Annotated in this window: 10 protein-coding genes; 6 read left to right on the forward strand and 4 right to left on the reverse strand. The window is 42.9% G+C overall.

What is annotated here, in order from left to right; translation table 11 throughout:
• The first annotated feature begins 21 nt into the window (after window positions 1–21).
• The 3 genes from U5J89_RS07395 to metK all read left to right on the forward strand — a co-directional run bounded on the left by U5J89_RS07395 (window position 22) and on the right by metK (window position 3,550).
• On the forward strand, window positions 22–840 hold the full coding sequence (locus U5J89_RS07395) for a tetratricopeptide repeat protein (RefSeq protein ID WP_322574969.1): 819 nt from the start codon (window positions 22–24) through the stop codon (window positions 838–840).
• Window positions 841–912: 72 nt separating this feature from the next.
• Window positions 913–1,926, forward strand: coding sequence for a Holliday junction branch migration DNA helicase RuvB (gene ruvB / locus U5J89_RS07400; RefSeq protein WP_322574970.1), 1,014 nt, complete (start codon window positions 913–915; stop codon window positions 1,924–1,926).
• Window positions 1,927–2,401: 475 nt separating this feature from the next.
• A complete protein-coding gene (metK, locus tag U5J89_RS07405; RefSeq protein WP_322574971.1) occupies window positions 2,402–3,550 on the forward strand; it encodes a methionine adenosyltransferase in 1,149 nt (382 codons plus the stop codon).
• Window positions 3,551–3,640: 90 nt separating this feature from the next.
• Here the strand turns inward: metK and U5J89_RS07410 are convergent, their stop codons facing one another.
• The 3 genes from U5J89_RS07410 to U5J89_RS07420 all read right to left on the reverse strand — a co-directional run bounded on the left by U5J89_RS07410 (window position 3,641) and on the right by U5J89_RS07420 (window position 8,370).
• On the reverse strand, window positions 3,641–4,330 hold the full coding sequence (locus U5J89_RS07410; protein ID WP_322574972.1) for an AsmA family protein: 690 nt from the start codon (window positions 4,328–4,330) through the stop codon (window positions 3,641–3,643).
• A gap of 128 nt (window positions 4,331–4,458) precedes the next feature.
• A complete protein-coding gene (locus U5J89_RS07415) occupies window positions 4,459–7,071 on the reverse strand; it encodes a M14 family metallopeptidase (protein WP_322574973.1) in 2,613 nt (870 codons plus the stop codon).
• A 159-nt stretch (window positions 7,072–7,230) separates the two neighbouring features.
• Window positions 7,231–8,370, reverse strand: coding sequence for a hypothetical protein (locus tag U5J89_RS07420; RefSeq protein ID WP_322574974.1), 1,140 nt, complete (start codon window positions 8,368–8,370; stop codon window positions 7,231–7,233).
• A 152-nt stretch (window positions 8,371–8,522) separates the two neighbouring features.
• Here U5J89_RS07420 and U5J89_RS07425 point away from each other — a divergent pair, with 152 nt between their 5' ends.
• The 3 genes from U5J89_RS07425 (at window position 8,523) to U5J89_RS07435 (ending at window position 11,644) form a co-directional block, all read left to right on the forward strand.
• Window positions 8,523–9,707: an RtcB family protein gene (locus U5J89_RS07425; RefSeq protein WP_322574975.1), complete on the forward strand. Its 1,185-nt coding sequence runs from the start codon at window positions 8,523–8,525 to the stop codon at window positions 9,705–9,707.
• A 79-nt stretch (window positions 9,708–9,786) separates the two neighbouring features.
• Window positions 9,787–11,100: an Nramp family divalent metal transporter gene (locus U5J89_RS07430; RefSeq protein WP_322574976.1), complete on the forward strand. Its 1,314-nt coding sequence runs from the start codon at window positions 9,787–9,789 to the stop codon at window positions 11,098–11,100.
• Window positions 11,093–11,644: a DUF1697 domain-containing protein gene (locus tag U5J89_RS07435; protein WP_322574977.1), complete on the forward strand. Its 552-nt coding sequence runs from the start codon at window positions 11,093–11,095 to the stop codon at window positions 11,642–11,644. The genes U5J89_RS07430 and U5J89_RS07435 overlap by 8 nt, the downstream gene beginning before the upstream one ends.
• Window positions 11,645–11,662: 18 nt before the next feature.
• On the opposite strand, the gene U5J89_RS07440 is transcribed toward U5J89_RS07435, so the two are convergent.
• Window positions 11,663–12,754 (reverse strand): Gfo/Idh/MocA family oxidoreductase, encoded by a 1,092-nt coding sequence (locus U5J89_RS07440; protein ID WP_322574978.1) that lies wholly within the window; start codon window positions 12,752–12,754, stop codon window positions 11,663–11,665.
• Window positions 12,755–12,953 lie beyond the last annotated feature (199 nt).

A 12,953-nucleotide genomic window follows, 5' to 3' on the forward strand; every position in this document is an offset into this window, starting at 1 on the left:
TAAAATTTGAGAATGAACAAAATGTCAAGAGACATAGAACTGGAAAAGCAAATTGATGCCTATGTTAAGGGCAAACTGTCAGAGGAGGAAGCCCAAGAACTCTGGGAAAAACTTCTCCAGCATCCCGACTATATTGAGCTTTTAAAGACTGAGTTGGGTGTAAAGTCTATTCTTGAAAAACGTTCTTCCAACAATAACTCCACCTCTGCCGAAGAAAGCAGTATTATTTACTCTATTCAGAATTCCTGGAAATGGATGGCGGCCGCTGCTGCAGTTGCACTGTTAGTTGTTTCAATCAACTTCTTTCAACTAGATACAAACAAATCATTACAGAGCGAAGTACCCGGCCAATTTAATCTGGCAGAGAATCTTTCCTCTGCGGAAGTATTTCGCAGCCAAAAAACAGCAACACTCCCAGCAGATTCACTGCTCAACCGGGGATTCGAAGCCGCACTTTCCGGTGATATATCAAAAGCTATTGCTGCCTACGATAAAATTATAAACAAATATGGCGACGAATCTGCCGCTACAAAGGCGTATCTAAATAAAGGTATTATACAGTACAATAGCGGGAAATTCGGTGAATCAATCGAATCATTTAAGGCCGTTATAAAAAGAGATACTAAAAGAGATGTCTTAGAAGAAAAAGCGTATTGGTATATGGGAAATGCCTTTATCAATATTGAGCAACTGGAAAAAGCACGGGAAGCTATTCATAAAGTTTATTCCATGGATGGCATTTATCGTAAACCCTCTTTCAGGCTGCTTAAAAAACTGGATTATAAATTGGGGAATGTTGATTTCGATAACTTTGAAGAGCAGATTAAGGAAGGCAAATAAGCTTTCGAAACTTTGCAAATAATGAGTTAATTTACTTGCCGTAAAAGTTGGTTAACTCATTCCACATTTATTTTGCAAAACCCACTGTTAGACGCTTCTGATAATGACCAAGAGTTTGAACGCACGCTGCGGCCAACTCGCATCAGCGAGTTTATCGGCCAAAAGAAAGTTATTCAAAATCTTTCGGTTTTTATTGAGGCTGCCCAAAAACGTGATGAGGCTTTAGATCACGTTATTCTTTCGGGACCTCCCGGCTTGGGGAAAACGACATTAGCCCATATTATTGCCAATGAGATGGGCGTTCAAATTAAACCGACCACGGGACCTGTTCTTGAAAAGCCAGGTGACCTTGCCGGCATGCTCACCAATCTCGAAGAGGGCGATGTCCTTTTCATTGATGAAATTCATCGACTTAATCCGGTTGTAGAGGAATACCTGTATTCAGCCATGGAAGACTACCAGCTGGATATTGTAATCGATTCGGGTCCCAATGCCCGCAGTATCCAAATCGAACTCAACCGCTTTACACTAGTGGGCGCAACCACGCGAAAAGGACTGCTTACCGCACCGCTGCGTGCTCGCTTTGGTATCGACATGCGGCTCGACTACTACGATGTTGAACTCCTGCAGCGCATTGCACTCCGCACGGCCAGCATTTTGAATATGGGTATCACTGAAACAGGAGCACACGAAATTGCGCGCCGTAGTCGGGGCACACCTCGAATTGTCAATAAACTGTTACGGCGTACGCGTGACTTTGCCCAAGTAAAAGATATGGATACTATTAACGATGAAATTGCCGATACAGCTCTAAATGCTCTTGATGTTGACGAGAATGGGCTGGATGAAATGGATATCCGTATTTTAAAAGCAATTATCGAAAATTACGAAGGAGGTCCCGTGGGATTGGGAACGCTGGGTGTTGCTGTAGGAGAAGACAAAGGTACTATCGAAGAAGTTTATGAACCATACCTAATTAAGGAAGGGTTTCTGCAAAGAACACCAAAGGGACGAATCGCAACCCGCCAGGCTTTTGAGTATTTAGGAGTAAATCCCGATAAAAAAGAAGGGGATTTATTTAATTAGATACATCAAAAAATAAGTAATTAATTTCCATGATATTTGATTATCAAATTTCATTATTCCCTGTTAATCACGTAACAGAATAGAAACAACAACTCCCGATCTCTTATTAAAACTAAGAACGTTTCCTTTCGAGCGTTTTAACCGGTGTCCTGTTAATATTACGCTACAAGCGTAGCGTGGCGATGTTAACATGGATTAACGGTGCAGACTTAGAAATTAACGGCAGCGTATGCTGACTGACCAAGCTGGAAATATTGAACTTCTAGGCACAAAGGGAGTCGTTCATATTATTGATGGCGTATTATTGCAAAGCTTAAAACAGCGTTTTTATTACCTGCATAACTCTTTATTAAAAAACGTACACTCTAAAAATAATGGGGCTTTTTTTACTGACAGATCATCCTGCATAATTATACATATTTTTGTAGCTTCAAGGCTTCTTAATAATCACTATTACACGAACTTTTTTACTCAAATGAAAAACCTTTTCACTTCCGAATCTGTATCAGAAGGGCACCCCGATAAAGTGGCTGATCAAATTTCTGATTCCATCCTCGATGCAATGCTAGAACGCGATCCCGATTCACGGGTTGCCGTAGAAACATTGGTAACAACCGGGCTTGCCGTTATTTCCGGAGAAGTTACGACCGAAGCTTATGTAGATGTTCAAGAAATAACACGTGATGTCATCCGAAATATCGGATACACCAAAAACTCGTATCGCTTCGATTCGGAATCGTGTGGCGTTTTGACAACCATTCACCAGCAGAGTCCGGATATTGCACAAGGCGTTGACGAAGGCGAAGATAAAGAAATGGGAGCCGGTGACCAGGGTATGATGTTTGGCTACGCTACCAATGAAACGGATACCTACATGCCGATGACGCTTCAGTATTCCCACGATTTACTTCGGGAGCTGGCGCACATCCGCAAAGAAACAGCATTGCTGCCATATCTTGCTCCCGACAGTAAGAGTCAGGTTACGGTAGAATATGATGACGAGGGAAATCCCAAAAGAGTGGATACCATTGTTATTTCTACACAGCACGACGAGGGCGTTGATCAAATAAAAATTAAAGAGGACCTGAAAAAGCATCTTATCCCGGAAGTTATCTCGGAAGAGTTAATGGATGCAGAAACAATTCTCCATGTAAATCCCACCGGAAAATTTGTGATTGGAGGTCCACATGGAGATACCGGGCTGACAGGACGAAAAATTATTGTCGATACGTATGGCGGACGCGGTGCACACGGCGGCGGTGCTTTCTCCGGAAAGGACCCATCAAAAGTAGATCGGAGTGCGGCCTATGCTTCAAGACATATTGCAAAGAATGTTGTTGCCGCTGGTCTGGCCGAAGAATGCCTTATACAACTTGCTTATGCTATCGGTATTGCAGAACCTGTTTCGGTTAATGTAAATACTTATGGCACCGGAAAAGTAAAAGATGCTGAATTAGCACAAGCTATTAAGCAGACGTTTGATCTGACACCCGCAGGCATTATCAGTCGATTCAATCTAAAACGACCTATTTATTCAAAAACCGCAGCATACGGACACTTTGGTCGCAGTGAATTTCCCTGGGAAAAACTGGACTATACCGATAAGCTGACCAATGCTTTATAAGCACCCAGTTTCCTAAAATTTATCAATTGAAAAAAGAGACATCTCTAAATATGGGGTGTCTCTTTTTTTATAAGGATGATAGGAAATCTGCTATCCGTCAAGCATATCTTGCAACGTGTCTTTTGCTTTATCCATCAAACCCTGAGAGGCTGCTTCTTGCAGAGCCTTTTCCAAAACAGGTTTAAGTATTTGCTGTATCGTCTGTTCCATGGTATTGTTACCACTGCGACCAATACCCTCCATTTCTATTTTAGAAAATTCGGCTTTTACAGACTTCTCACTGCCAATATCAGCTGCTAATGTAACCTGCCCATTTTCTACCAACAAGTATTCAACTATTAGATTTGTATCCGAAGGGGATGATTCTCCCATGTTACCGGTAAGCGCATCTAAGTTATTACCCGTTGCTTTTTGCTCATAATAAAGCTCCGGCTTTTGTACGCGGATTTCTTTAACAATAACTGTATTCGAAAGAAGAGAGGACACTTTCAACTTTATAGAAATCTCTTGCAGCTTGGCGGCAGGCTTATCGCTAAAGCCTTCGGGATTGTGAATCGTAAATCCCTTTATGGTTCCGGAACCGTTTAAAAGGGATATTGAAACATCTTCAACATCAACCGAGGTATTAAGTACCTCCGCCGTAGTACTTTCCAGACTGGATTGTACCATGCTGTCAATGCTCAACGATAGGATTAGCGCTCCTGTAGCACCAACTATAATAATAGCAAAAAGGACCTGAAAAACAGGTTTTAAATCTAATTTTGACTTAAATAAACTCATATGAACTAACTCATTTTTTGATTATTGGAATATAACAGGGTTCAACCAAAATATTTGAGAAAATAAAAAAGGCATGGAAATTAAAATTATTTCCATGCCTAAAGAAGTTAATGCACTATTATTATGGATTAATTACCCGCTCCTCCATCGATTGTTTGGCCAAAAAAGATGGCATTCATGAATAGCTTGTTCGTACCAAACCAAAAGGCCCTGAAATTGGGATTATCAGTCATCGAGATGACACGTCCACTGCCAACATCACTGACCACAACAGCCGCGGTACCCGATAGTTTTTCAAGGTTTTCATCAGAAATATAGCCGCTGGCCAATGGATCTTCGGTATAATATAATGGCGTGGCATAGGGATTTTCGGCCTTTTTTACGAAAAGTGTACTATTGCGGAAAACCGTTAAATCTTCATCATTATAGCCATATCCCAGCGGGTGTGTTAGATCGAGCTTGGTATCAAAAATAGTACCTCCAATGTATTGTGCGCCGCGAGCCTTACTCATATCCGCGTAGGGCTTGGGCGTTACCTCCTTCTCTTCTTCGGACTCTTCATCCTTAAGATATTCAATGTTTGCCAGCCCATTCCGCTCGGCCCAATTGTTGGCATACTTTGTAGTGATGAGCGTACCCCCGTTATGGGTCCAGCGTTTAATCTTTTCAATAGCCCGATCAGATAGATTATCATAATTGCCATTAACCATCACAATTACATTATACCGACTCAAGTCAGCTTGCTCGGTGCGATCCATTGGAAAAAGAGTGGGAGGCATATCAAAGCGTTGATCCAAAAGATGCCATACTTCACCCACTTCATACGAGCTTGCACCATCACCGGAAAGTACAGCAACAGATGGCTTTTCAAGATCTTCAAAAGAACCGCTGCCCAAATCAATTCCGCTCGGAGTAAGTCCTGTCCCAACCGAATAAACCGTTAGGCCATCTTCATCTGCAGCCTGTTTAACGAGCTTATGGATCTTTTCCTGATCTACCGACTGTGGCCCCAATGGTACCAAAATAGTTCCATAATCAAATTTTTGGGTACCCTCTGCCGTAACGCCCGTAAATGGTTTCGATGCAACTTTCACCCGTACTCCCGCATCAAGCAGACGATTTACCGCTCGTGGTGCGTAGTATTCATCCCATTCAAATACATAGGCATAGTCACTTTCACCGCCCAGCACTTCACCGGTTGGGAACTCCGGCAATCCATCTACTTTATTACCGAGAAGATTATCGCTATAATCACGGCCTTCCAGTTCAGCAAATGGCAGATTAAAAGCGTATGGCATGGTCCAGGCCGAGACATCATAAAACAAGCTATCGGTAAAGGTAGTACGTTGCTCAAATAACGCTTTTACAAACCGGTACTGTTTTTGATCTGATGGAATCACATACGATGATCCACTTTTAAAAGTCTCTCCATCAACAGTGATGTCCATTTTTAAATCATATAAATCTACTTTGTGTCGACGCAACAGCTCTGCTAAGTGATAGGTTCGGGCCTGGTCTTCTTCGATACCAAAAACGTAGCCCTCAATATCGGCATCCTCACCTTCGCGCTTGGCCTGCTTATAAAAGTTACGCTGATAATTCAGGATCTCCTGCCGCAAATTCTGTGAAGCATCCCAAGTTGATAGCGAAGTTAAAAACTGGTTCTTTATCGTAAAGGGAAACTTCAAAACACCGTGTTCACTTTCCTGTGCATGTCCGCGAGAGCTGGCTTGTTCAAACAAAATACCGATACTACCATTTACATCGGGATAGGTTGAGCCTTTCCCATAATAGAAATCATCGAAGCTTTCCTGAGAGTAATATAGACGCTTATTTTTATCAAAAATCTCTGCATGATAGTCTGCAATAGCCTTCGTTAAATTTTGGTTTTTCTCCGGAGTAATGGGATGGGTGCGCGATTGTATTCCAGGCTGGAAAAAGAATGTAGAGTTCGTGCCCATCTCATGATGATCAGTCAAAATATTGGGCTTCCACTTGTGGAAATTATTAATGCGTCCCTGGCTTGTGGGATGCTGAACCAACATCCAGTCGCGGTTCAAATCAAACCAATAGTGATTGGTTCGGGCACTCGGCCAGCGCTGGTTAAGCTCCATGCTATTGGGATCAGCCACCATGTTTTTACTCTTGTGCGTATTCGCCCAGCTGGCGAATCTATTTAATCCGTCGGGATTTAGACTTGGATCCAGTAAAATTACGCTATTCTGCAATTTTTCTTCGATCTCCTTGCCCTGTGCCGCAGCCATATAATAAGCCACAAGCATCGACGCATTCGAACCACTCGACTCGTCGCCATGGATGCTATATCCCATATACAACACAATGGGCATTTCGGCCGTATTTAATTCATCAGATTTGGCCGGATTCGTAAGCGAAACGTGCTCTTTTCGAATCTGATCGATATTATTATGATTAGAAGGAGATGTAATGGTTAAATAAACCAAGTCCCGATCTTCATACGTTTCGCCAAATTTATGAAGTGTCACCCGATCGGATGCTCCGGCCACTGCTCGCATATACTGTACCAGCTGATCATGGCGGACGTGCCATTCTCCGGGTACCATACCCAGTATTTCTTGAGGGGTAGGAATAGACTCATCGTATTCAACATCCTGCGGCAGATAATATTCCATAGAGGCCTCGGCATCAGCCGGACTTTGGGCCTGCACTCCAACCCCTGCAAGTAAGACCAATAGCGAAACGAGAAGTGTACGTAATTTCATAATCCAATAGTTTTAATTAGCAAAAGCTGTTCGTGCCTAAGTGTAAAGGTTATGAATGAAAAATGTTTTAAAAAATAAAAGGCATCGACCGTTTTGCCGATGCCTTTTCAAATATATTGCTGAAATAACTAGACATGCTATCAAATCTATGCAAGATCGTTATGCATATCGAAATATAGCCGCAATTGAAGAACCATTGGGCATATCTTCTTTATCGAGTGCATATACATTACCACTTTGGGTTAGCGTTTTGATAGCAGCCATGTTTATCAAATCGTGCTCCCCGTTCTGAGGTTCTGCACTGTGATGTACGGTATCGCGTTCCATATCAAACCAACCCCAGCTGTGCTCTCCAATCGGTACAAACAATGATTCAACCTTTCCATAGTAAGCCGCCTCTACAATTTGGGATAAATTGTCGGACTGTTTTTCCGATCCGGATAGGTCGCCAAAACGCTCAATATCATCGTACATACTCTGCAGAAAGTACGATTTAATAACTTTCCAGCCCTCATTTTTTATTTCTTCGTTGTTTTTTGGGTCAGCATTTCCGGATACAGTTTGATCCATTAGTCGACTGTAATTATTGACCTTTTTGTATTCAGCAATTGCTTCGTTCACCCCAGCCAAAATAAGCGGATCATTTCGTTTACGAAGAATCGAAGTCACTTCATTTTCAACAGCTTTTAAGTAATTTATGACTTCCTCGGTGTTGGTATCACTCGATCCACCCTGTCCGTGAAAGATCGCCTGGGCATTTGCCCCTTGTCCGGCATGATGCTGAAGATTATCTTCATAAACATCGTACTTCAAAAACTCTTCCAGGCTTTCGGGTGCTTCTTCGAGCTCAATTTCCTCAACATTAGCACGTGTACACTTTAGCAGTCGCATTTTCTTTTGACTGAGAGCTAAAATACAGAACGTCCCTTCCAACGTAATCATGGGCACCAGCGGAGTGATTAAAAAATGATCATCAACCATCACCCGCTCTTTAAATGCATGCGGAATGCGGTAATATTCAAAATCATCATCACTTATAAATAACGCTAAGCCCTTATCATTATGTCGCCAGAAGTTGGGTTGATCCAACAGCTTTATTGCATCATCCAGCAACTCGTCAATTTCTTTTTGTCTGAGTTCTCTGTTTTTCAATTGCTCAACAGCCTGTGTGAGCAAATTCTTTAACCGGATAGGATCTTGCTGAACTTCCTCACCGGCTTTATGCGTGGGTAAATAAATTGATACACAATAGGTACTTTCTTTATTAGCAAGGTCGAGGATGTTTTGGCGCGTAATCATAAATTCCTCCAAAGAATATTTTATTAACTACCAGCTTGTTATGTACAAACAGTTTTACATATTTAAAAATTCAAAGGCAGCTAATCATTTTAAAACTGATTTCTGTTATTATTGTATAAGGAAGTATAACAAATAAAGCTATAGATATTACAATGGTTTCTCAATTAACCGAAGAAAACTCCATCTTCGGCCAACCCGATGAAAATACGCTTGAGCAATATCATGATGTGCTGATGCGGGCCGAGCGCGGTGCCCTTATGGCAGATGCGCATGTGGGATACATAATGCCGATTGGAGGAGTCATGGCTTACCAAAACAAAGTTTCTCCCGTTGGTGTGGGTTTCGATATCGGCTGTGGTAATATGGCTGTAAAACTGGACAAAACAACCGCTGATTTTGATACTTCTGCTGCTTTAGACATCATTGAGGACCGTATCCAATTCGGCTTGGGCAAGGAAAATCCAGACGCCCCGACCGATCATTCCCTTTTTGACGCCCCCGAATGGGATGCTTATCCAAATAAAAAGATAGCCTCATCACTAAAACAGACCGCACGCGAACAACTTGGTACCGTTGGTTCGGGCAACCACTACGTAGATCTGTTCCATGACGAAGAGGATTATATCTGGATAGGAGTCCATTTTGGCAGTCGGGGCTTTGGATATAAAACAGCTCAGGGATTTATGAATCTTTCACAAGGTAAAGAGTGGAACGCCAATTTTGAACAGAAAGAAGTACTCCTCGATCTCGACACGCCGCTGGGACAAGATTATTTTGCCGCCATGAACCTTGCCGGTTGCTATGCCTATGCTGGCCGCGAATGGGTCTGTCACACACTTGCTGAAGCATTTGATGCTACCATTTTGGATGAGGTTCATAACAATCACAATTTCGCGTGGAAAGAAGAACACTTTGGACAGCATCTGGTTGTGGTTCGGAAAGGAGCTACTCCGGCATTCCCAGGTCAACGCGGATTTGTCGGAGGTAGCATGGGCGATATCTCAGTCATCCTCGAAGGCAGGGAGTCAGAACAAAGTAAAAAGGCTCTTTACTCAACCATCCACGGGGCGGGTCGATTAATGTCGCGAACGCAGGCAAAAGGTAATTACAGAGGGCGTGATCTCTCTCAATCAGCTATTAAGCCAGATATGATTTACGATCATCTTCAAAAAATGGGCGTTGAGCTCCGCGGCGGCGGACTCGATGAAGCACCGCAGGTATACCGTCAGCTTAAAGACGTGCTAAATTATCATCAAAACACCATTAACATTCATCATTACCTCAAACCCATAGGAGTAGTAATGGACGGACCCGAGCAATTCAAACCAAATTCCTAAATCCTTCTTTTTAGTTTCACTCCCAATTTTGTTATTGTTCTTTCAAATTTCACAAATTTCTCAATCACAGATTCCTGTTATGGCTGAAGAGTCACAATCTGCTGTGCGTGATACAGAAAAGAATAAAAATCAGAACACTGATCGCTGGCAGGGAATAAAGCAGAGTTTGGGACCCGGCCTGTTGATGGCAGCAGCAGCTATTGGCGTTTCGCATCTTGTACAATCTACTCGGGCTGGGGCTACTTATGGTTTTGCTCTTATCTGGGCGGTAATTCTGGCCAATTTCTTTAAATATCCCTTCCTCGAATATGGCCCGCGCTATGCTATTGCCACCGGCGAAAGTATGATCGAAGGGTACAACCGTCTTGGCAAATGGGCCATTGGCATTTTTGTAATCTTTACCCTTGGCACCATGTTTGCCGTACAAGCTGCAGTCACCATTGTAAGTGCCAGCTTGGCTGCCGAGCTTACCGGTATTGCTCTATCTCCATTGGCATGGAGCGCTATCTTACTGGCCATCTGTATAACTATACTTATATCTGGACAATATTCTGCCCTCGACGGTGCCATAAAATTGATCATGGTCGTACTTGCCATATCAACAATTGTCGCCCTGGGAGCCGCTCTTTTCCAAGGGGGACAGCACGAAGTTACAAACTACTATCCAAGTATATGGAATGTGGCTGGAGTATCGTTTTTAATTGCCTTAATGGGATGGATGCCAATCCCAATAGACGCAGCAGCCTGGCATTCGCTGTGGACGCTTGAGCGCGAAAAACAAACCCAATACCGTCCCAAGCTTAAAGAATCACTGCTCGATTTTAATATCGGATATATCGGTGCTGCACTGTTAGCACTTGGATTTCTCCTGCTCGGTGCGCTCGTCATGTACGGAAGCGGAGAAGAGTATGCCAGCAGCGGAGCCGTTTTTGCCAACCAGCTGTTGGGATTATACACCGAAAGCCTAGGCGACTGGCTCTACCCGGTGATCATCATCTGTGCCTTTACCACCATGTTTAGCACCACGCTTACCGTCACCGACGCCTATCCGCGCGTAAGCCGACGCATGCTCGAAGTGCTATTACCCGAAACGTTTACCAAGGTGGATGATTTGCGCCTCTATCGTACCTTAATTGTTATTATTTCGCTTCTCTCACTGGGTGTACTTTATTTTCTGGGCGACTCATTTACCCTTATGGTTGACCTAGCGACCACATTGTCATTCTTAACCGCGCCGGTATTAGCTTACCTAAATTATAAATTAGTCACCGCCAGTCACATGCCCGAAAACTGTAAACCTAAACCCTGGCTAAAGTGGCTTAGCTGGAGCGGATTGGTATTCTTGACCGGCTTTGCCTTTTTATACCTATATTGGATCATACGGTTTGGATAAATTAACTACTTATATAGCCCTGCTTCGCGGTATAAATGTTGGAGGACATCGTCCACTTAAAATGGACGAGCTCCGAGAAATGTTTTTGAGAATGGGTTTTGAAAATATTTCTACTTATATCCAGAGTGGAAATGTCATTTTTAATACTCCCTCGCAGGATGAACACTCCCTTTCTAATCGGATAAAAGACCACATAGCAGATACGTTCGATTATAAAATACCTGTTGTAGTTTATACTGCCCAAAGTTTAAAGCAAATCCTAGAGCAGTTCCCTTTTATTGATCGAGAGGGATGGAAAAACTATATCACTTTTTTATCGGCCCAACCCTCAAGAGGTAAAATTAAGAATCTGGAAGCACTATCTAACAATATCGAGAATTTTAAGGTCGGAGACCGGGTGGTTTATATTCAGCTTGATAAACAATCTGATAAAAAAACTCGGTTTTCAAACAGATTCATACAACAACATTTGGATACATCTGCTACAAACAGGAACCTGAAATCTGTTCGAAAACTTGTGAAATTATCATCTGTAAATTCATAACTCTTTGGTCAAGAGTTTTTATAGTTTGATTTTTGCACCATCTTTGTCGGATGATTCCATAATTGCCTGAACAATTCGAATATCTCGTAATCCATCTATACCCGGGACAATAGGATCGCGATCTTCTTTAATAGCCAAGGCTTCATTATCCATCTGGCGTGCCTGCTGGTGATGAGGGTCGGGTGGCAATTTCTTGCCGTCGCTGGTCTCGCCCTTAACGCCGCTGTATGTCTGAAATGGTTGCAGGCGATACCATCCATCCGTACAATCCACATTCAGATAATTTGTTGATTTGCCAAAGCTGGTTTCACCAAAAGCTTTAACACCATCGGGGAATTCGAGTTCAAACTCCGTAAACTCATCCACTTCGTTGTAGATATCGCGCTCCGACCACTGTTTCCCTCGAACCGCAATGGGCTCCATATTTGTGGAGTAACGGGACGCATTAATAGGATAAACCCCCATATCGTACAGCGCGCCACCACCCATTTCGGCATCTCGCCGCCAGCTATCAGCCGAATGCCTTCCGTTATAGCCTGCTCCACTTTTTACTTCACGAACTGCACCATAGGTTTCCTCTTTTCCATATCGGATAATCGTGCGATTATTAGGTTCATGCTGCAACCGGTAGCCAATGGACAGTGAAACACCATTTTTATTAGCTGCATCTATAATTGACTGACATTCCTCGACGTTCATCGCCATCGGCTTTTCGCACCACACATGCTTGCCCGCTTCTGCACCAATGATAGAATATTTGGCATGAACGCCCGGAGGTGTTACTACATATATAATATCAATATCGTCATTATTGGCTACCTCGTGCATATTTTCATAGTTATACACATTGCCATCGGGAATATCATATCGATTTTGCCAGCGAGGTACTTTATGGGGGGATCCCGTTACAATTCCCGTCAGTTCGCAGTGTTTCGTTTTTTGCAACCCGGGTGCCAGACGACCGGTACTATAGCTGCCCAATCCTACAAGGGCCACTCCCAGTTTTTCTTTCTCTTTGGACAATAGAATGTTGGGAAATCCCAAAGTGGCAGCAGTCAATCCCAATCCGGTTGTCTTAAGAAAATCTTTCCTCGAAATATGTTCAGCCATAATCTCTCTGTTTATGTGTTAGCTTGCAGTATAGCCAAAACGGAATCCTATGACTTATCATTTATTAAAACAGATCATTTCGATCCCCTGAAAGTTTAGGGGGTCCAAATCTGTACCTACCGCTTCATTTAGCTTTCTTATAAAATAGGCAGACAGCTCCGGGGATTTCCATTCTTTATTCTGATGAAAGGTTTTTAAT

This window comes from Fodinibius sp. (genome assembly GCF_034521915.1).
Taxonomy (GTDB): domain Bacteria; phylum Bacteroidota; class Rhodothermia; order Balneolales; family Balneolaceae; genus Fodinibius.